Origin of the sequence: Butyrivibrio sp. NC2007, from assembly GCF_000421405.1 — a bacterium.
Classification (GTDB): Bacteria; Bacillota; Clostridia; order Lachnospirales; family Lachnospiraceae; genus Butyrivibrio.
In genome coordinates this window covers 12,995-34,036 of the sequence record NZ_ATWY01000007.1, presented here as the reverse complement: position 1 = coordinate 34,036, position 21,042 = coordinate 12,995, and the positions used below count along the sequence as shown (strand labels likewise).

General features: G+C 43.9%; 21 protein-coding genes. 3 read left to right on the top strand and 18 right to left on the bottom strand.

Features of this window, described 5'->3' with window-relative positions:
* Positions 1-148 precede the first annotated feature (148 nt).
* From G632_RS0107245 to G632_RS0107165, 17 genes are all read right to left on the bottom strand, one after another.
* Entirely contained in the window at positions 149-874 is a 726-nt protein-coding gene (locus G632_RS0107245; protein WP_022768355.1) for a hypothetical protein, read from the bottom strand.
* Positions 864-1,541: a DUF4230 domain-containing protein gene (locus G632_RS0107240; protein ID WP_022768354.1), complete on the bottom strand. Its 678-nt coding sequence runs from the start codon at positions 1,539-1,541 to the stop codon at positions 864-866. Before G632_RS0107240 ends, G632_RS0107245 begins: the two co-directional genes overlap by 11 nt.
* A 69-nt stretch (positions 1,542-1,610) precedes the next feature.
* A complete protein-coding gene (locus G632_RS19220; RefSeq protein ID WP_022768353.1) occupies positions 1,611-1,829 on the bottom strand; it encodes a hypothetical protein in 219 nt (72 codons plus the stop codon).
* Positions 1,830-1,948: 119 nt separating this feature from the next.
* Positions 1,949-2,743, bottom strand: coding sequence for an RnfABCDGE type electron transport complex subunit B (locus tag G632_RS0107230; protein ID WP_022768352.1), 795 nt, complete (start codon positions 2,741-2,743; stop codon positions 1,949-1,951).
* A gap of 17 nt (positions 2,744-2,760) precedes the next feature.
* Positions 2,761-3,348 (bottom strand): electron transport complex subunit RsxA, encoded by a 588-nt coding sequence (rsxA, locus tag G632_RS0107225; protein ID WP_022768351.1) that lies wholly within the window; start codon positions 3,346-3,348, stop codon positions 2,761-2,763.
* Complete coding sequence (rsxE, locus tag G632_RS19215) at positions 3,348-4,031, bottom strand: electron transport complex subunit E (protein ID WP_022768350.1); 684 nt, start codon at positions 4,029-4,031, stop codon at positions 3,348-3,350. The genes rsxA and rsxE overlap by 1 nt, the downstream gene beginning before the upstream one ends.
* A gap of 100 nt (positions 4,032-4,131) precedes the next feature.
* A complete protein-coding gene (locus G632_RS0107215) occupies positions 4,132-4,740 on the bottom strand; it encodes an RnfABCDGE type electron transport complex subunit G (RefSeq protein WP_022768349.1) in 609 nt (202 codons plus the stop codon).
* Positions 4,737-5,687 (bottom strand): RnfABCDGE type electron transport complex subunit D, encoded by a 951-nt coding sequence (locus G632_RS0107210; protein WP_022768348.1) that lies wholly within the window; start codon positions 5,685-5,687, stop codon positions 4,737-4,739. Before G632_RS0107210 ends, G632_RS0107215 begins: the two co-directional genes overlap by 4 nt.
* Before the next feature lie 13 nt (positions 5,688-5,700).
* A complete protein-coding gene (gene rsxC / locus G632_RS0107205; RefSeq protein WP_022768347.1) occupies positions 5,701-7,017 on the bottom strand; it encodes an electron transport complex subunit RsxC in 1,317 nt (438 codons plus the stop codon).
* A gap of 125 nt (positions 7,018-7,142) precedes the next feature.
* A complete protein-coding gene (locus tag G632_RS0107200; protein ID WP_026512447.1) occupies positions 7,143-8,333 on the bottom strand; it encodes a ribonuclease H-like domain-containing protein in 1,191 nt (396 codons plus the stop codon).
* Positions 8,334-8,432: 99 nt separating this feature from the next.
* Positions 8,433-9,218: a CheR family methyltransferase gene (locus G632_RS0107195; protein ID WP_022768345.1), complete on the bottom strand. Its 786-nt coding sequence runs from the start codon at positions 9,216-9,218 to the stop codon at positions 8,433-8,435.
* 165 nt (positions 9,219-9,383) lie between these two features.
* The gene (gene rpsA / locus G632_RS0107190; RefSeq protein WP_022768344.1) at positions 9,384-10,529 is read right to left on the bottom strand and encodes a 30S ribosomal protein S1; all 1,146 of its coding nucleotides are present in this window, start codon (positions 10,527-10,529) and stop codon (positions 9,384-9,386) included.
* Positions 10,510-11,361: a 4-hydroxy-3-methylbut-2-enyl diphosphate reductase gene (ispH, locus tag G632_RS0107185; protein WP_022768343.1), complete on the bottom strand. Its 852-nt coding sequence runs from the start codon at positions 11,359-11,361 to the stop codon at positions 10,510-10,512. The genes rpsA and ispH overlap by 20 nt, the downstream gene beginning before the upstream one ends.
* Positions 11,362-11,365: 4 nt before the next feature.
* Positions 11,366-12,034, bottom strand: a complete 669-nt coding sequence (cmk, locus tag G632_RS0107180) for a (d)CMP kinase (RefSeq protein ID WP_022768342.1) — start codon at positions 12,032-12,034, stop codon at positions 11,366-11,368.
* Between the two features lie 19 nt (positions 12,035-12,053).
* On the bottom strand, positions 12,054-13,322 hold the full coding sequence (locus G632_RS0107175; RefSeq protein ID WP_022768341.1) for an NAD(P)/FAD-dependent oxidoreductase: 1,269 nt from the start codon (positions 13,320-13,322) through the stop codon (positions 12,054-12,056).
* Between the two features lies 1 nt (position 13,323).
* Positions 13,324-14,265 (bottom strand): MurR/RpiR family transcriptional regulator, encoded by a 942-nt coding sequence (locus tag G632_RS19210; RefSeq protein WP_022768340.1) that lies wholly within the window; start codon positions 14,263-14,265, stop codon positions 13,324-13,326.
* A gap of 25 nt (positions 14,266-14,290) precedes the next feature.
* A complete protein-coding gene (locus tag G632_RS0107165) occupies positions 14,291-14,842 on the bottom strand; it encodes a TetR/AcrR family transcriptional regulator (RefSeq protein WP_022768339.1) in 552 nt (183 codons plus the stop codon).
* A gap of 163 nt (positions 14,843-15,005) precedes the next feature.
* On the opposite strand from G632_RS0107165, the gene G632_RS0107160 reads away from it, so the two are divergent.
* Genes G632_RS0107160 through G632_RS19200 form a run of 3 tightly spaced genes read left to right on the top strand, consistent with a single transcriptional unit; the run spans position 15,006 to position 20,537 of the window.
* Positions 15,006-16,487 (top strand): MFS transporter, encoded by a 1,482-nt coding sequence (locus tag G632_RS0107160; protein ID WP_026519595.1) that lies wholly within the window; start codon positions 15,006-15,008, stop codon positions 16,485-16,487.
* Positions 16,484-17,464, top strand: a complete 981-nt coding sequence (locus G632_RS19205) for an alpha/beta fold hydrolase (protein ID WP_022768337.1) — start codon at positions 16,484-16,486, stop codon at positions 17,462-17,464. The genes G632_RS0107160 and G632_RS19205 overlap by 4 nt, the downstream gene beginning before the upstream one ends.
* Entirely contained in the window at positions 17,454-20,537 is a 3,084-nt protein-coding gene (locus G632_RS19200) for a DEAD/DEAH box helicase (RefSeq protein ID WP_022768336.1), read from the top strand. The genes G632_RS19205 and G632_RS19200 overlap by 11 nt, the downstream gene beginning before the upstream one ends.
* Here G632_RS19200 and G632_RS0107145 read toward each other — a convergent pair.
* Entirely contained in the window at positions 20,503-21,015 is a 513-nt protein-coding gene (locus G632_RS0107145) for a shikimate kinase (RefSeq protein WP_026512446.1), read from the bottom strand. The two genes, G632_RS19200 and G632_RS0107145, sit on opposite strands and share 35 nt — an antisense overlap.
* Between the last annotated feature and the right edge of the window lie 27 nt (positions 21,016-21,042).

The following is a 21,042-nucleotide window of genomic DNA, read 5'->3' as shown; positions in this document are numbered from 1 at the left end:
AACCAAACACCGCTACCTTTAAATTGTGTTCATTCTGTGAACTCTGTATGCATATAATATCAAGGTGGTAATCATAGCACTTATCATAAACTTCTTGTATTTTGTTGTTTAAGTCTTTGTTTATGAGTTGTTTATATTCAGTTTATATTTATACATTTCCTCCCGCATAAAACATAATTTTCATTATCCAGACCAGTAAGACAAACACAAGCACAGGAACTATGCAGGCTGTGACGATCATAACCGCCAAAGACTCAGTAAGATCGCTAATAAAGTTTGTCACCTTGTCGATGGTGTTGGTCGTAATGGTTGTTATCTCTCCAATGATTCCGCTGTCCGAGTCTCCCGAAATATCCAGGTTATTATACTCCTCGATAGTCTGAGCCACAGTATCCTCCTGGGTTTGATAAATCTTATCAGAGAGCAGCGTACTGGCCGGAACAATGAGGTAAATTATAACCCCGATAATGGCAAGCTTACCTGCCAGGGATAAGAATCTCTTATTTCCGCTTATGATCACAGCCGCAACAATGATAAGTGCCAAAGGTATCAGCACGGAGAACGTGATATAACCTGAGATGGTAATAAGAAACTTCTCCAGATACAGTGCGCTTAGTATTATTAGAAAATACTTGGCAAGCTCTGCCAGCTCGGTTGCAAGAGGCGTACATAAATCTCCTGGAAGTACTGAGAGCGTTGCTGATGCACCTGCTGCTCCACCTGAAAGAGTCATTACCGCGCTGATCTTATTCTCTGTTTTTTCTATAGTAGAGGCATGATTTACAGGATCAGCTGCCCAGGGTGCTATTATGGTAAAAGAAATTACGGCTGCCAAAAGAACTACTGCCACAAGCGCAAATTTTTTAAGACTCATAGGGGTTACTCCTTTGCTCAAACTCTATAGTATAATTTTCAGTCCCGGGCATATTTACAATGAAATTCCTTATAAGCTCTTTTGCCTGCTCGTTGGACCTCTCAAGTATTCCGCTATCCAAGGCCTTTCTCTCTGCAGTTTCTTCAAACTCTGCCATGGACATGTTGTAATCTTCTAAGTTAATGGGATTCCATAAAGACTCTTTTTCCGAATATATCCTGAAGCTGTCCATATCGATGTCGGTTGACTCAAGCTCTGAATAGGGAATCTCAACTGTAAGTGTCTTAGTCTCTTCGTCCTTCGAGACGGTGACCTTCCCAAAATCGATTCCTGCTGTTACCTTGCCATCATAGCTATAGGTAAATCCGGATTCTGAATTGATCAAATTAAGAATTTTCTTTTCTTTTGTATAGGTTTCAACCTGAGTGAAGTAATACTCCTGGGTTACAAGAACGCCCATATTTTCAAGACCATCTTCAATGGTCTCTACGTTTACGGTAACAATGACCTTCTCCTCTTTGGGAGCAAGAGCCGGAGTCTTATAGTCGACTGACTGTTTGTCCGCCATATCACTGCGGAACCTGATTACAAGAATGATTGCGACAATAAATGCAAGTGCGATAACTGAAATATAAAATACATCTTTGGGATTCTTTATATTCTTCATGATCGTGCCCCCGTAAATTTAAATATATCCCCGTAGAGCTAAGCTCTGCGGGGATACTATTATTATATCTCATCCTATATGAAAATGCTGATTTTCTTCCTGTTGCCCTTTGGACATCTTCATGGCTTCATCCATGAGCTTCATCAGTTCAAGAGCGCTTCTGAATTTCTCTCTTCTGTTCTCTTCAGCCCATACAACCTCGCCCTGCCAGGTTTCATTGCAACAGTGCTCTATTTTTACTATAAAGGTTCCATTACTGTAACCGTTGTTATGTGATTTTGGATTCATAAACACTCCTCGCCAAATTATACTATCATCTTTTATTGTATGAATCTCCCCATCATAAGAACCATCATAATATTAAGAATTTTTGAAGAATTTTCAAAATCCTTATAAAAATGCAAATATCACAGAGCTTTTATAGCCTTCTTAGGACATTTTTCCACACATGTTCCGCAATGTGTACACTTCTCCTGGTCTATATGAGCTACATTGTTCTCAACAGTTATAGCTCCTGCAGGACAGTTCTTTTCACAGATGTGACATGCGATACATCCGATACCGCAGTACTGGTTAACCAGTTTGCCCATGTCCTGAGATTTGCAGGATACAGCGCAGGTAGCGTCATACGGAATAAGATCAATAAGATGACGAGGACAAATATCTATACACTTGCCACAGGCCTTACACTCATCCTTATCAACTACTGCTACACCGTTTACCACATGGATGGCATCAAACTGACATACAGATACGCAGCTTCCGCCGCCAAGGCATCCGTAGGTACAAGTCTTGGATCCGCCACCGGGAAGCTGGGTCTGAAGTCTGCAATCAGCTTCTCCGTTGTACTCGTACTGGCTCTTTGCCTTTTCACAGTCACCCTGACAGTGAACATATGCAACCATCTTGGTTGAATCACCGGCCTCAACGCCCATGATTCCTGAGATTATCTCAGCAACCGGTGCGCCACCAACCGGACACTGATTAACTGCTGCTTCTCCCTTGGCTATTGCTGCTGCACATCCCGAGCATCCCGGAAATCCGCAGCCACCACAGTTATTGCCCGGAAGAGCTTCAAGTATTGCAGCTTCTTTTTCATCTACATCAACATGCAGCTTAAGGTCTGCCACGCCCAGGATCAATCCGATTATGATTCCGGCACCGGCAACTACCAAAGTTGCTATGATTATTCCTGTTACCATAGTCTTATCTCCTTGTTTTATTTAAGAGCACTGAATCCTGTAAACGCTATTGCCATAAGTCCTGATGTAAGAAGAACAAGGGGCATTCCCTTGAAAGGAGCAGGAATATCGTTGTACTCCATCTTCTCACGAAGGCCTGCGAGAATAACGATTGCGATCGTGAATCCTACTGCAGTTGCAAATCCGCAAACCACACTCTGAAGGATTGTGTATCCATCAGTTACGTTGTTAAGTGCCACACCGAGAACTGCGCAGTTGGTTGTAATAAGAGGAAGGTATACACCAAGTGCCTGATACAAAGAAACTACGTATTTCTTGAGGATCATCTCAACAAACTGAACGAGCATCGCAATAACAAGGATGAATACGATGGTCTTAAGGTATGAAATATCCAGTGGTGCAAGTATGAACTTATAGATAATGCTGCAAACCAGTGAAGCCATGGTGATTACGAAAATACACGCTGCTCCCATTCCAAGAGCTGTGTCTGTTTTCTTGGAAACACCAAGGAAAGGACAAAGTCCGAGGAACTGGCTAAGTACTACGTTATTAACAAGTGAAGCTGTGATCATGAGCCCCACAAGACTTAAGATAGATTCTGCCATTATCCTTTAGCCTCCTTTCCAGCTTCTTTGTCAGCCATTATCTTGTCTGCTGCAGCTTCTTCAGCTGATGAGCAGCACCCCTGGCCAAACTTCGATGTGTCTTTTCCCTTTGCAGCCATGTTCATCTTGATCTTGTTCATAATAGCAATAAGGAATGCAAGAACGAAGAATGCTCCGGCCTGCTGGATAAAGATACTTACAGGCTGATACTGTGAAAGGAAAGCTCCTACTGCTCCGGGAACCACTGTTCCCTCGCCAAGGATCTGAACATCAAATGCTGTTCCGGCACCGATGAACTCTCTGACAAGACCGATACAGGTGATGGCACAGGTAAATCCGATACCCATACCGATCCCATCGAAGAATGCAGGAATAATACCGTTCTTGCTGGCGTATGCTTCCGCTCTTCCAAAGATGATACAGTTAACAACGATAAGAGGAATATAAACTCCAAGCGCTGCATTAAGAGCAGGAACATAAGCTTTCATAAGAAGCTCAACCAGTGTTACGAAGGAAGCTATAACAACGATGAAGGAAGGAATTCTGACTGTTGAAGGAATTGTCTTCCTAAGTGCTGAAATAACCGCGTTACTGAGTGCAAGTACAAAAGTAGTTGCAAGTCCCATACCAATACCGTTTATGGCTGATGATGTAACAGCCAGTGTGGGACACATACCAATCATAAGGACCAGTGTAGGGTTCTCAACAACAAGTCCGTTAAAAAATCTCTCGGCAGGAGTGTTCTGTTTAAAGCCTAAAGCGCCTTTTTTGCTTCCATGCTTATCACTGTCCTCCTTTCAATACATTTTCAAAATATGAAACTGCCGCATTTACACCATTTGTAACAGCTCTTGATGTAATTGTGGCACCTGAGATAGCCTCAATCTGCGAATTTGCATCAGTTACCTGACCATTCTTGGCAACTGTAAGAGCACTTGCTGCCTTGTCTACAAACTGTGGAACAAGAACTTTCTCAGCATTCATTCCAAGTCCGGGTGTCTCAGCAATCTTGATAATAGAGATACCGTTTATAGAGGACTCATTTGTGATACCAACTGTATAGGTGATGAAATCACCATAGCCCTTGGACTTAACCTGGATAACATATCCAATACCGTTTCCGGAAGCGTCCTTAGCCTCTTTTACACTCTCGATTGTTACTCCTGCAAAGTCTGTTGCAACCTGTGCTGCTGCAGCTTCATCAAGAGCTACATCCTCAAAGGTCTGTGCAGAAGCAAATACCGACTGATTAGCCTTATCCTGTGCAAGCTTCTCCTGGTAAGCGATAGGGTCTTTTGTAACCTGATATACAAGGCCAAGAAGAACGCCGGCAACTAATGTGATAGCAAAAAGGATAAGCGCATTTTTGATCATTGATTTTGTATCATTCATGCTTTTTTCGCCTCCTTCTTTGCTGTTTTCTTAATACCGAAGGCTCTCGGAATTGTGTACTTCTCAATAAGCGGAACTAAGAGGTTAGAGATAACGATCGCAAAGGAAACGCCCTCTGCGTTAGCTCCGAGTATACGGAATATACCTGTAAGAAGTCCTAAGATCACACCGTAGATAACCTTTCCCTTGGGAGTGATAGGGCATGTTACATAGTCGGTTGCCATGAAGAATGCACCGAGCATAAGACCGCCACCTGCAAGGTGTGCAGCCAGATATGAAAAGTTAAAGCCATATCCGCCAAAGAGAACTACGAACAGTGAAAATGTAATGATATAGGTAAATGGAATCACATAATCAATGACACCGACTGCAAAGAGGATCATGGCACCGATCACGATGCAGAGCATTGATGTCTCGCCGATGGTTCCTGCTGTCTTACCGATGATCATATCCATAACAACGGGCTCAACACCGTTCTTAAGGTTCTGAAGAGGTGTTGCTCCTGTGTATGTATCTGTGATGAAGTTGGTCATTATTGCAGGGAAGGATATAACAAGGAAACACCTTCCGCCAAGAGCCGGGTTCATGAAGTTCTGTCCAAGTCCGCCGAATATCTGCTTAACCATAATGATGGCAAAAGCACTTCCAAGGATCGGGATCCACCACGGCACAGTGGACGGAAGATTAAGGCCCAGCAAAAGACCTGTTACAACAGCTGAAAAGTCCCCGATAGTGATGGGCTTTTTCAGCGCTTTCTCATATAGGAATTCCGCAAGCACTGCGGATCCAACAGATAACAAAATGATAATAAGTGCATTCAGTCCGAAGTTGTAAATACCAAAGCCGGTAGTAGGAAGAAGTGCTATAACTACCCACATCATGATATTGGATGTGGTTGTCTTACTTCTAACATGCGGATTGGATGACACTCTTCTTAAATCGCTCATTCAAATGTCCCCCTTACTTCTTTCTCTTGCCGAGCTGGATTTTTCTCATACCCTTGATCAGCTGAGTAAGCTGACGTCTTGCAGGACAGATATATGAGCAGCATCCGCACTCGCAGCATTCCATTCCGTACATATCAAGGAACGCCTTCTCATTGTTATGTTCTACCGCATCCGCAAGATTCTTGGGAACAAGACGCTCAGGACATACTTCTACGCAGCGCGCGCAGTTGATACATGCTGAAGGCTCCATTGCTGCGACCTCATCCTTGGTAAGGCAGGTCAGCGCTGAAGCTGTCTTGGTGGTAGGAACATCAAGATCAAAGATGGCAAATCCCATCATGGGACCACCGGAGATGATCTTGGCAGGCTCAGTCTTAAAGCCGCCTGCGTCCTCTAAGAGTTCGCGATAGTTGGTTCCAATCCTTACTTTATAGTTCTGGGGCTCTGCAACAGCATCACCTGTGATGGTTACAATCCTCTCCATGAGAGGTCTGCCCTCTTTAACCGCTCTGCATACAGCGCAGAGAGTATCAACGTTATCAACGATACATCCGGCATCAGCGGGAAGCATCGAAGAATTGATCTCTCTTCCTGTGCAGGCATAAATAAGCATACGCTCAGCACCTTCAGGGTACTTGGTCTTAACAGCTTTTACGCTTATCTTATCCTCATCTTTAGTTAATTCTTTGAATTTGGCGATTGCATCGGGCTTGTTATCCTCAATTGCAAGAATACCTCTTGCATTAGGGAAGATACTTACAGCAATCTTAAGACCCTCTAAAAGAAGCTCGGGCTCCTCGATCATCCTTCTGTAGTCAGATGTAAGATAAGGCTCACACTCTGAGCAGTTAGCGATGACATAGTCGATCTTGTCCGGCTCTTTTGGAGCAAATTTGACAGCAGTTGGGAATCCTGCGCCTCCCATTCCGACAACGCCTGCTGCTCTCACAGCATCGATCTTGTCCTGAGGAGTCATCTCCTCATAGGGCTTTGCCGGCTTAAACTCCACTTCTTCATACTTACCATCGTTCTCCACGATGATACTGTTGCACATAGCACCGGTTGCCAGTCTTCTTGGTTCAATTGCCTTAACAGTTCCGGATACGGTTGCAAAGATCGGTGCAGAAACAAAACCACCGGCCTCGGCAATCATCTGACCTGTAAGAACATGGTCGCCAACAGCAACAACGGGCTTAGCAGGTGCGCCAATGTGCTGGGATACAGGATACACCAGATCCCCTTTTGGCATTACTGATTTGATGGGTTTGTCCTTAGAAAGCTCTTTACCTTCATAAGGGTGGATTCCCCCCGTAAAAGTACCTCTTGCCATTTCCTACCTTCCTCCGATTTTAGAAATCTTATCTCAAAGAATTTGAGATGATATACACTTATTTATTATACTCGCTTTTGTCTAAAAAATTATGATTAATCTCAACTTTTTTAGTTATTCTTTTGTCAATAAATGCCCAATATATAAGCAATTACATGGCATGCGTAAAGACTCATCGCAAACCTGCTCTTCTTCATGTTTTCATTCAGGTCAAAGAAGAAACTCTTGTCCTCATAATCCCTTTTAAAGAACGGTGCAAAGACAAGATCCCACTCCATAAGATACTGTCCCTGTTTTTTGGTGTAGCAGTTTTCAGGCTTTGCCTTTTCCCTGAAATCCTTGTCAACAAAGGTCGCAAGACTCTTATGGATCGCCATGTCCTCCTGTGGCAGATAATAGTAATCCTTGTAATTCGAATAGAAGTACTTAAGCTCCATCTCATAAAGCGGAACTCTTAAGGTCGCTTCTCTTCCCGATGTCTTAAAAAAGCATCCGTCTACATTTCCTGAAATGGATGTCGGAAGTTCAATCGGAAGCACAAGCTTCATAAACACTTCCATCTTTTCCGTTCTGTCCAGGTCTTTATACTTATTGGCCTGGACCTTAACAGCCTTTACAGGAAGCTCCTCGGTTATGTAGTCCTGCTCATTTATCTCCTCGTCGGTCCTTACCGATACCTTGGGAAGATTATCGAACATCTTGAAGAACCTGCCATAGAGAAGGATGGGTGCCATCCTCATCATTCCCTTTACGTCTTCAAAATTATGAAGAAGAAGGAGCTGCAAGAGTTCAGAACTCTTGCTCTCCTCGTAATCCTTGTATACGGCGATGAGCTTTCCTCCGTCGTACTCATCCTCTCTGTCGATCTTAAGGAACCTCTCAATTGTCTTTTGCTTGCAATCAGGAAGTCCGAGCTGTTTTTTATAAGGCTTTACCCATTTGTACAGATCAAAGGACTCAAGTCGGCCAAATGGGTCTGTCAGCTTATGCTCCTCGTACTTACTCTGTAGGAACGGAATATCAAATCTGTCACCATTGAAGTGCACTACTTTGGTAAAAGACCTTGAGAAGTCCGAAAACTCTGATAAGACCTTTTCTTCCTCCCGTGCATTCTCGCCAAAGAACTGCCTTATTACCCACTTTCCGTTCTCCCAAAAACCGGTACCTATCATATAAAGGTCCGAATTTCTTGGTGAAAGACCTGTTGTCTCAATGTCAATAAAAAGAATGCCCTCTTTGCTGCATCCTACAATTTCAGGCAGCATCTCAAGAGCATCACTACTTATTCCCTCAATTATTTCACTGGTTTTCTTCATATACTCTCCCACTTTCTAAATCCCCTACGTATCTATGATACCACAAAAAAGACACCTCTTTGTGTCAAAAGAGGTGTCTAAGTATCATGTTTTCTAAACTTATGTCATGGGCTTTTCGTAGTAGAAGGAGTTCTTTCTGACAAATCCGATATCCTTATAGTTAACGATCTGCTCGGTACTTCCTATAAAGAGAATTCCTCCGGGCTTAAGGTTTGCAAAGTACTTTCTGAAAATATCGTCCTTAGCTTCCTCAGTGAAGTAGATAAGAACGTTTCTGCAAACGATCAGGTGGCAATCCTTTGGATAAGGATCGCGGAGAAGATCAGCCTGTTTAAAGGTAACCCTTGATGTGATCTCACTTGAAACCTTCATCTTGCCATCGGGTGTCTCTGTGAAGTATTTCTTTTTAAACTCCTCAGGAACTCCCGCAATTTCCTTCTTGTCGTAGATAGCTGCCTTAGCCTTGGCAAGTACTACTGCATCAAGATCAGTTGCATATACGTTGATCTGGTTAAGTGGCAAGTGCTTAGAGAGCATCATAACGATGGTATAAGGCTCATCACCTGTTGAGCATGCTGCACTCCAGATCTTTAAGTTCTTGCCGAACTTCTTCATAAGCTCGGGAACCATTTCTTTGTCCATAAGCTCCCACTGCTCTTTGTTTCTGAAGAACTCAGATACATTGATGGTCAGATATGTAACAAAGGAATCCAGGGCTTCTCTATCTTTCTTGATCAGATTAAAAAATCCTTCATAACCGTTAACTTCATACTTACCGATCAGAGTATCAATTCTTCTCTTCATCTGCTTCTCTTTGTAAGCGTTTAAGTCAATCTTGGTCAGATCGTAAACATTTTTCTTGAACCACTCGTAATCAGCTGCCATAAAGCTCAATACCCTCCTAAACAAAATTTAGTAGTTGTCACTACTTCAATTTTATATTAGTTCGAATTGTATGTAAAATTAAATAAGTATAAATAAAATTTCGTCAATTTTTGCATAAAAATAAGGAGTGGAATAATATTCCACTCCTTAATAATTTCAGTATGATCAGTTCTCTTCGTTCTGCTCTGCAATAACCTTGTCGATGTCAACTGATACTACATCGCCCTCTTCCTCAGCAGGAGCTTCCTCTTCCTTCTCAGGAGCGAACATAGCCTTGATTGAAAGGCTGATCTTCTTGTCTGCTTCGTTGAAGTCTACGATCTTAGCTTCTACTTCCTGGCCTACCTTAAGGACATCTGCAGGCTTCTCAACGTGCTCTTTTGCAATCTGAGATACATGAAGGAGTGCGTCGATACCGGGCTCAAGCTCTACGAATGCACCGAAGTCTGTCATTCTGGCAACCTTACCCTTTACGATGTTTCCAACTGCATACTTCTCAGTAGCATCCTTCCAAGGGTTCTCATTATCGAACTTTCTTGAAAGAGCGATCTTGCTTCCGTCGATTGACTTAACAAGAACCTTAACTGTATCGCCGATCTTGAATGCCTTCTTAGGAGACTCAACACGGCCCCAGCTCATCTCTGAGATGTGGAGAAGACCATCTGCTCCGCCGAGATCAATGAATGCACCAAAGTCTGTAACGTTCTTAACTACACCGTCAACGATGTCGCCGGCCTGGATTGTATCGAAGAGCTTCTTAGCTGCTTCTGCCTTCTCAGCTGTTACGAGCATTCTTCTGTTACCGATGTATCTTCTTCTCTTAGGATTGTACTCGGTTACAACGAACTGGATCTCCTGATCCTGATACTTGGAAAGATCTTTCTCATAGCTGTCTGATACAAGGCTTGCAGGGATGAAGATTCTAACTTCATCAACTACTACTGTAAGTCCACCCTCAAGTACCTGTACAACCTTAGCTGTAAGAACTTCCTTGTTGTTGAATGCTTCCTCAATTCTCTTGTTGCCTCTGTCAAGGGCAAGTCTCTTGTATGAAAGAATAACCTGGCCGTCTGCATCGTTGGTCTTAAGGACCTTAACGTCCATTGTGTCGCCAACCTTAACGGCTGTTGTAAGGTCAATACTGTTGTCGTTAGAGTATTCGCTCTTTGTTAAAACACCGTCGGACTTGTAACCAATGTTAAGGATTATCTCGTCAGGCTTAACGTCAATAACAGTTCCCTCTACAACCTCCCCTGTGTGAATTGTTTTGAACGATTCGTTAAGCATCTGTTCAAAAGTTTGTTCTGACATGTTTCTGAACCTCCTCAATAATGTTCTTTGGGGTTGAAGCCCCGGCGGTAATCCCAATCAGCTTGGCCGATCTGGGTATCTCCAGATGAAGATCATCTAAAGTCTGAATAAAATATGTATTTGTGCATTTATTTGCACAAATCTCGTACAGTTTCCTTGAATTGGAACTGTGTGTGCCTCCTATGACGATCATGACGTCAGCTCTTGATGCAATTTCCTCAGCTTCTGTCTGCCTTTCGTCAGTGGCATTGCATATTGTATTCACAATATTAATATTGTAACCAACATTTTTAAAGATTTCAATGGTTTCTTGAAATTTGTTTTTGTTAAAGGTAGTCTGGGACACGACTGTGTACTCGAGTTTTTTGTCACCTTCAAATTCCATGGCCTTTTCCGGGGAGTCTATAACGTACACAGGGCCGGTGGCGTAGCTTACAATTCCCTCTACTTCCGGATGGCTCTCGCTCCCCACAACTATGATGCTCTTTCCCTTTTTGCTCTCTTCCTCCACGATCCTGTGGATCCTCTTAACAAAGGGGCAGGTGGCATCAATTACATTAAGTCCCGACTGCTCAAGCTTTTGATGAACTTCTTTGGTGACTCCGTGGGAACGTATAACAACCGTGCCACTGCCTATGCCTTCAAGCTCATCCACGCTCTCTATTACCTTAACGCCCTTTTTCTCAAGGTCGCTTACAACGGTCTCATTGTGAATAATCGGACCGTATGTATAAATATTCGAATTTTCTTTTCCAATCTGCTCGTATACGGTTTCCACCGCCTTGGTAACTCCAAAGCAAAAACCTGCATGTTCGGCTACGATTACTTCCATATCATCACCCCACAGCTATATGGTACAGCTCAAGTATCCTGTCCTTAACCTCGTCAATAGTCATCTCGGATGAATCCAAAAGCACCGCATCTTCAGCCTGTTTAAGCGGAGATATCTCCCTGTGCATGTCGCGGTAATCTCTGTCGATAATGTCCTTCTCGATAGCATCAAAGTCACAGCTTACGCCCTTTTCTGTGAGCTCTTTGTATCTGCGCTCAGCTCTTACCTTAGAGCTTGCTGTGAGATAAATCTTAAGATCTGCCCCGGGAAGAACCACGGTTCCGATATCTCTTCCGTCCATAACAACGTCAGTGGTCTTAGCAAGCTTTTGCTGAAGCTCAACGAGCTTTTTCCTTACATCGCCGTTTACGCTGCTGGCTGAAGCCATGTTGCCTACTGCCTCTGTTCTTATAAGAGAGTTTACATTCTCTCCGTTAAGATAAACCACCTGGATTCCATTCTCATATTTGATGGTTATATCTGCGCTTTGGCATGTGGCGCTTATCTTCTCGGACTCACTTGCATCAATTCCGTTATTTATCATATACAGGGCCATTGCTCTGTACATTGCACCGGTATCCACATAGATAAAACCAAGTTCCTTGGCAACCTTCTTGGCAATGGTGCTCTTTCCTGCTCCGGCAGGTCCGTCTATTGCTATACTTCTGCTCATTGTACTTAATCTCCTGAATTTAATTTACTGCACTGATTCCCGCAAGATGTCCCGTGGACCAGGCAACCTGAAGGTTAAAGCCTCCCGTCACGGTATCTACATCAAGAACTTCTCCGGCAAAGAAAAGTCCCGAAACCAGCTTGGATTCCATGGTGGAAGGATCAACTTCTTTTACACTTACACCACCTCTTGTAATTATAGCCTCATTAAAGTCCCTTGTCTTCTTAATCGTCATCGGAAGGTTCTTGATGAGTTTTCCAAAGGAGAGCCTCTCCTCTCTGGTGATGCTGTTTACAGGCTTTTCCGGATCAATTCCGGAGAGTCTGATCATCACAGGTATCAGCTTTGAAGGGAAAAGACCTCCCAGCGCATTTTTAAACTGTCTGTTAGGAGCATCATCGAAGTCCCTAAGGATTCGCTTATCAAGCTGAGCTTCATCAAGTGCGGGCTTGAGGTCCAAAAGAAATCTTCCTTTTTTGTCCTTCTCGTAGAAGCAGCTCGATGTCAGAACCAGCGGACCACTTATACCGAAATGTGTAAAGAGCATCTCTCCGAAGCCGTCATATACGGGCTTAACCTTCTTGGCAGGTGCTTTGTCTTTTGAAGGATCCTCCAAAAAGAGTTTAAGGCCCACATTTTTAAGAGAGAGACCCTGTAGATCCGTGCACCAGTCTTCCTCAACTTCAAAGGGAACCAGTGATGGTCTTGTGGGAACCACTGTGTGTCCAAGATCTTTGGCAAATCTGTATCCGTCGCCGGTAGAGCCTGTTGATGGATAGGAAAGGCCACCTGTACATACGATCACGCTGTCAAACTCTTCTCTTGTTATGGGCTCATCCTTTTTGCTGTAGGTTATTGCCTTTACAGCGCCTTGCTCAGCTTCTACGGAGAACACCTCAACTTCAAGTTTAACACTTACGCCGGCTTTCTTAACGGCATTAAATAAAGTCCTTATGATATCCGATGAATGATCGGAAACAGGAAATACCCTGTCACCTCTCTCCACCTTCAAATGACATCCGTTTTCCTCAAAAAAGTCCATAACAGCCCTGTTATCATAGCTATAGACTGCGCTGTACAAAAATCTGGGATTTCTTCTGACATTGTCAAAAAAGTCTGTGACATCGCAGGCGTTGGTGACATTGCACCTTCCCTTACCGGTTATGTAGATCTTTTTTCCGGGCTTTTCATTTTTCTCAAAAATAGTGACGCTTCCGCCGCTCTCCGCAGCAGCTAGCGCCGCCATCATACCGGCTGCTCCGCAGCCGATCACTGCTATTTTTTTCATATTATTCCTTATCCTTGCGACCAAGGGGAGTATTTACCAGGTGCATCCCCAGATCGTCAGAAGCAAAGTCTATCTCGTCATTGAGATATACCTGATAATTGTTCCAGGTCTCTTCCAGCATCTTAAGGTCAGCCTGAACCTCATTGGGTCTTCTCATGCAAAGAGCTACAACCAGTGCGTTTATTACACTGAGAGGCGCGACAAGAGAATCAACGATTGAAGCCATCTCACTCTTCGCCAGTATATTACAGGATGAGTACAGGTTCATGGGTGAGTGGACAGAATCGGTAATGGTGATGACCTTGGCGTTTCTGTCATTGGCAAACTCCATGCACTTAAGTGTTCTCATGGAATATCTCGGGAAGCTGATCCCTATGATGCAGTCTCTGTCTCCGATCCTGATCATCTGCTCAAACATCTCACTGACGCTGGTGGTCCTGATCAGAACGTTGTTTCCTCTTATCATATTCAGATAGAAGTGAAGAAAATCAGCAAGAGGCTCGCAGCTGCGAAGGCCTACAATATAGACCGTTCTGGCCTTGAGAATAATATCAACCGCTGTCTTAAAGGCAGCAACATCAATATTATTTATGGTGTGCTGAATATTTGAAATATCAGATGTAAGGATTGCCTGGAGAATCTCGCCTTCACTACTCTTGCCAAATCTCCTGCCTACCTTCTCTACGGATCCGAACTTATCTCCCACCCAGGAAGCAAGCGCCTTCTGAAACTCGGGATATCCTTCATATCCGAGACTCATGGCAAATCTTACAACGGTAGATTCACTCATCCCTACGATCTTGCCGAGTTCAGCAGCTGTCATGAATACAGCCTGCTCGTAGTGATCACAGATATAGCTGGCAATGTTCTTTTTGCCCTTGCTCATCCTGGAGTAGCATTCATTTATTCTGGTAATTACATCTACGTCTGCTTCGAACTTCATAACCCCTCAAAAACCTACAGCCCTGTTATTGTGCAAATGATCTGTATACTGATTCAAGCATGTTTACGCTGGTAGCCTCATCGAGGTCATAATCTCCTGTAACTGCCATGCATCCTGCACCGTGGATGAATATCCACATCTGCATAAAGAGCTGCTGTGCATTCTTTGCACCGGCTGCTGTGGCTCTGTTTATCTCTTTTACCACGTTCTCATCAGTTCCGTTTACAAGATCGTACATGCTCTTGCCGTCAGGTGTCTGGCCTGATACGAAAAGGAGCTTGAAGAGATGTGGATACTTCTGGGCAAAGCCGATATATGCAAGGCCGAGGTCAACAAAAGGAACCTCATGGTTCTTGGCAAACTCTGAATAGTACTCGGAATAGAACTCAGCTGTCTTGGCATAAACGTCCTTCTTAAGCTCGTCCATGGTCTCATAGACTCTGAAGATAGGCTGTGTAGAGCAACCTGTTGCAGCAGCAAGTTTTCTGGAAGTAATTGACTCAAAGCCCTCTTTCTTGGTTATTTTAAACGCAGCATTCACTATTTCTTTTTGCGTAATGGTAGCTTTTCTAGACATAAATCTCCTCCTGATAAGAACGCTACTTATGAATTTCAGACTATCTAATTTAGTAGCGTGCGTTATTATTCTACCCCAACGCCAGGGCACTGTAAAGAAGATTTAATAAATAATTTGTGATAAAATATAAGGATAAAATGTATTGTTTTCAGGGGGTCAAATTATGGGTAAAAAAGAAAACTATTCTCTACTAAGTCGTAATCTCTACGGTATGGCTGAGTTCTACAGCGGAGGTGCATTTGTCATCATCAACACCTTCTTCACAGCCTTTCTTATCAAGGCACTGGGTATGCCGGCTGCACTTGCAGGTACCATCCCACTTGTGGGAAAGATCTGGGATGCCATAACCGATCCTATCATGGGCAACATCACCGACAGAACGGTGTCAAGATTTGGTCCAAAGAGATTCTATATTCTGGTGGGCGGAATAATATCAGCTCTCACCTTCGTTGTGATGTGGGTCACAATTCCCACTAAGTCGGCAGGCGCCATGTACGCATTCTATCTGTTTATGTACTGCCTTTTCTCCACTGGTTTTACCATCATATCGGTTCCATATAACGGACTTCTTCCGGATATGATCGATGACTATACCATAAGGGCAAAGTTCTCAAATGTCCGCATGATCTGGTCCACAATAGGTTCCGCTGTCTGTGGCCTTGTTCCGACCTTCATCATAAAAGACAACACTAATCCGGCACAGTACTTAACCTGTGCGCTTTTGTTCGGATTCCTGTTCTTCGCAACATCCATGGTGACCTTTGCAGGAACCTGGGAACATCCAAAGCCACCTGTTAAGTCCAGCATTGTTGAGAGCTTTCCTCAGGCTATAAGCGTATTCAAGAGCAGATCCTTCAGGCTCTTTATCGGCATATATCTCTTCGGACAGTGTGGTATGGACATCGTTTCAGGAATGGCACTCATTTACTGTGACGACGTTTTAAACGGTTACAATAACGGATGTTTTATAGCTCTTATGGCTACTCTTTTAGCATCTCAGCTGATTGGAATGCTGATCTGGGGCCCTGTGATGAACGTGACCTCCAAGAGAACCACTATCCTTATCGGTGCACCTATGAGGCTTTTCGCAACACTTGGTCTTTTATTCGTTTCCAAGGAAGGTGCATCCCTTGTTCCGATTCTTATACTCACAGCTATCATAGGACTTGGTAACGCTGCAACTCTGACCAGTATCTTCTCGATCATGGCTGACATGGCTGATGTCGATGAGCTTATCACTTCCATCAGAAGACCCGGCATAGTTTCAGGAATGGCAACCTTTGCAAGAAAGATATCAGCCGGTCTGTCAAACGCAACCATAGGCTTTCTGCTTGCAGCTGTAGGCTATGACTCCTATCTTGCCAACAACAAGATAAGACAGAGCCTCGAGACCCAAAGGGGCATCGTATATATCTTTGTATTTGTTCCTGTGATCCTCATGGCTCTTCTCATTATTGTCGGCTACATCTTCCCTCTTACAGGAAAAGAGTTTAAGGTAGTCCAGACAGAGATTGCAAGACGCAAAGGCCAGATAGATACAGAAGCAAACGGTATGGAAAAGAAAATCTGCGAAAAAGTAACCGGCATTTCTTATGACAAACTGTGGAACCCGGCAAATACACTCACTAAGGGAACAAACAAATGACAGACATAAAGTTTCTCGGAGAGGATGACTTCCTTTCTGCAATGGAAAATGAAAATAAAGCATGGTTTGATAAAGAGGCAGTCTCAGGTACCCACGAGAGCTTTGATGGCACAAGGCTTCGGTATTTTACCATAACACCTGATAACCCTAAGGCCTGCATCGTTGTTGTTCACGGAATGGCAGAATTTATCGAAAAGTACAGAGAATATCTCTGGTATCTTTACAGGGCAGGCTACAAGGTCTTTTTCATGGAACAGCGAGGACATGGCTATTCAGAGGGCAAGTGCCCCGAGCCGGACGTCATATATATCGATAGTTATGAAACCTATGTAAAAGACCTGCATCACTTTATAAAAGCTGTGGTAGAGCCCAATTTGGGTGATCTTCCGCTCTTTTTGATCGCTCATTCCATGGGCGGATGCACAGGAGCACTTTACCTTGAAGAACATCCCGAAACTTTTAAGGCAGCTATCCTCAGCTCTCCCATGATGAAGATGAAGGGAGCAGACTATCCGGCGATTCTGGTTACTCTTATAGGGCTCTATGCAAAGCTTACAGGTAAGAGCAAAAAGCTTGCGCCTAATCAGAAGCACTTTGATCCTACAGTAACAGTTACAAACAGCAGCGCCATCTCTGCCCCAAGGTTTGAATTCCAGCTCTCAATGCGAAGAGCCGATGAGCACTATCAGACCTGCGGAGCTTCCTTTGGCTGGGCCGTTGCCAGCATGAAGGCATCGAGAAAGGCAATTAAGAATGCAGGTAAAATTAAAATTCCGCTAACCGTAATGACTGCAGGTTGCGATCATCTCATCGATCCGGCCGGCTACGAGGCTTTTAAAGAAAATGTACCCGCCGCCGTTTTTCACCACTATGAAAAGTCGAGGCATGAGATCTTCAACGCAGACGAAATTACACGCAAGCAGTATTTCACCGATGTACTCACCACTTTGGACAAGTATCTGAATAATGCAAAATAACAATGACGACAACTTAAGAAACAGCTTTATATCGGGCTCCGGGAGGCGCTTTGTTTCTGATGCCAAGGAGAGTTTCCACTATACCTCCTTTGAGACAAAGAACCTCTTAAAGGCCTACTCACCGGAAATAAGATCTCCTCTTTTGTACAAGAAGGGATCTTTTGTTGAGCTTGAACCTCACGTGGTCCTTACAAAGGATAAGCTTGAGCTTAGCTTTAACATCATCTCCGGCGATACAGGCTACAAGTATGTGCTAAAAGACATCCTGGCGCTCCTTAGTGCCATCCACAACGGCGATACCGTCAGTTATGGAAAACACCTGGAATTTACCCATGACTTGTCGGCCTTCACGGAAAAATCAAGAAAGATCATCCGTTTTCTTATCTCCTATTTCAGAGAGAGGCAGCTCAAGGATAACCTCATTCCTTCGGGCTCCACATCCACAATTTCCTATACCTACGCCAAGGGAAGAGGTAAACAGATTGAGCTCTTTGGTCATGAGATCGATGAGCTTTTTGAGATACTGGATGAAGTATACTTCTTAAACTCTGACTTCAGGGCAAAATACAGCGATGAAAGACTCCTTGAGATCGTTCGCGTATTTCCGCCCATTGACCTCAACATCGAGACAGACAAAAACGGAATAACCTTTGAAGCCAGCAGATTTACCATGTTTGAGGGCCACTCAAACATTTATTTTGAAAGACGCCACAAGCTACACGTAGTGGACAGTGAAGTTTCAGAGCCTGTGCTGCCCTTCCTAAAGTTTTTGTCAGCAAGAAGAACAGGGAATGAACTGTTTGTATCAAACAAGGATCTGACGCTGTTTTCGACAGGTCTTTTCCCTGTTATAGAACAGTACTTCAATGTAAATTACGGAGGCTTTTCTCCAGCCAAATATGCTCCCGACATGCCAAAGTTCAGGCTCTACATCGACATGCCTGATGAGAATAAAATAACCTGTGAGATCAAAGCCCTCTACAGGGAAGGCGAGCCCTCGGAAACAACGGTAAACGTCTTTGAAAATGCAGATAAGACAGATGAAGATATCAAGCGAAATCTATTGCAGGAGAGCCAGATAATCAAGGCTGTAGGAAGATTTTTTGATTCCATAGACGAAAGTAAAAATGAACTGGTACTATCTCCCAAGCCCGGAGATGAGGATAATCTTTATACTTTTATATCCGACGATCTCGCTGAACTGGACAGGCTCGGAGATGTATATCTCTCAGATAACATTAAGTCCATCAACATCAGAAAGGCTCCCAGAATAAGTCTTGGCGTATCTGTCGTTTCAGACCTTCTTGAGCTCACCATGGTACCTGAGGACCTTACGCTAAAAGAACTTGATGACATCCTTAGCAGATATGACAGAAGGAGAAAGTACTACCGCCTCAAAAACGGAGATATCCTAAAGCTCACCAGTGAGGACATGGAGCTTATGTATTCCGTAAAGGACGGTCTTGGTCTTACCTCCAAAAGCATTTTGGAAGGTCATGCCTCCGTGCCCATGTACAGAGCTCTTTTCCTTAATGAACTGTCTGAGAAATCATCGGACTACGAATTCACTAAGCTATCAAGGGCAGGTACCTTCAAAAACCTGATCAGCTCCTTCAGGGATCCCGGAAGTTCTGATTATGAAGTGCCCGAGGAACTTGAGAATGTTCTACGCGACTATCAGAAGAAAGGCTATAAGTGGCTAAGAACGCTTAAGGACAACTGCTTTGGCGGAATATTGGCAGATGACATGGGTCTTGGAAAGACGCTCCAGGTACTTACTCTTCTTCTGTCCTTAAAAGAAGAAGCCAAAAAGGCAGGCAAAAAGCTTGGCTGCTCTCTTATTGTGTGCCCTGCTTCCCTGGTCTACAACTGGCAGCACGAGATAAAAAAGTTCACTCCGGAACTGAAGTGTGAGCTGGCTGTTGGCATAAAGCCCGACAGAGTCAGGGTAACATCTGAAATTGATGAAGAAGAAACAGAGATTTTAATAACCTCCTACGACCTGCTGCGCAGGGATATTGAGCTGTACAAGTACTTGTCCTTTGAGTGCATGATAATAGATGAGGCACAGTTCATTAAAAATCCCACAACCCAGGTTGCAAGAGCTGTAAAGTCAGTAAGTGCCTCTTTCAAGGCAGCGCTTACAGGAACTCCGATTGAGAACAGACTCAGCGAACTCTGGAGCATATTTGATTTCTGTATGCCGGGATATCTTTTTAGCTACAAGGCATTTAAAGAAATCCTTGAGATCCCCGCAATCGCTGAGGGAGACGAAGGTGCAATGCTGCGTCTTAAAAAGATGATCGCGCCTTTTGTTCTAAGGCGTCTTAAAAAGGATGTCCTTACGGACCTTCCGGATAAGCTTGAAGAAAACATCGTGACCCAGATGACCAAGGGTCAGCAGGAGCTCTACAAGGCTCACCTTCAGCAGGTCAAGATGATGATTTCCACAAAGAGCGATACAGAGATCAAAAATGACAGGATCATGATCTTATCGGAACTTACGAGACTCCGCCAGTTATGCTGCGATCCCGGTCTTATCTACGATCATTATGACGGAGGTTCTGCAAAGGCAGAGCTCTGCGTAGAGATGATAAAGAGCGCCGCCGAGAGCGGACACAAGGTACTGCTCTTCTCTCAGTTCACTTCTATGCTTGAGAGACTTGTTGCGCTGTTCAAAAAAGAAGGCATATCCCACTATCTCCTTACGGGCTCTACCAAGAAGGAAGACAGGATAAAACTGGTAGATGCTTTCCAGGAGGATGACACCTCAGTATTTTGCATATCATTAAAGGCCGGCGGAACAGGTCTTAACCTGACTGCTGCCGATATTGTGCTTCATTACGACCATTGGTGGAATGTTGCTGTAGAGAACCAGGCCACCGACAGAGCTCACAGAATAGGGCAAAAGAATGTAGTGACCGTCTACAGGCTCATCATGAAAGATACCATTGAAGAGAGAATAATCGAACTTCAGAACAAGAAAAAAGAGCTGGCTGACCAGCTCCTTAATACAGGTTCACTTAGTGCTCCAAGCCTTACAAAGGAAGAGCTTTTAGAGCTTCTAGGGTGATATCGATGACTTCTTCCATCGTAAAATCTTTTTCCTCGATGGTGATATCAGCATACTTCTCATACAGAGCGCTTCGCTCATTGTAGAGGGATACAAGGGACTGACCCTCTCTCATGACAACGCCCCTCTGTTTTGCATTGTGCAGGCGCTTTGTAAGAGTATCCATATCAACCTTCAGATAGACCACCTTGCCGATGTTCTTGTAGTGGTCCATAGCTTCTTTTCCGTAAACCACGCTTCCTCCGGTGGCAATAACGGTCTTCTCTGTCTCGATCCCGGCATTTATCCTGTTTTCAATCTCAATAAAACCGTCCACTCCCTCTTCTTCAATGATCTTTGAGAGCTTTTTGCCCTCTTTTTCCTGGATCACAATATCCGCATCCAGAAATCTGTAGCCAAGGATCTTGGCAAGGATTACTCCCATGGTACTCTTGCCAGATGTTGGCATACCGATTAAAACTACATTATCCTTTTTCATAATCCTCCTTAATGAAGTCAGGTTCTC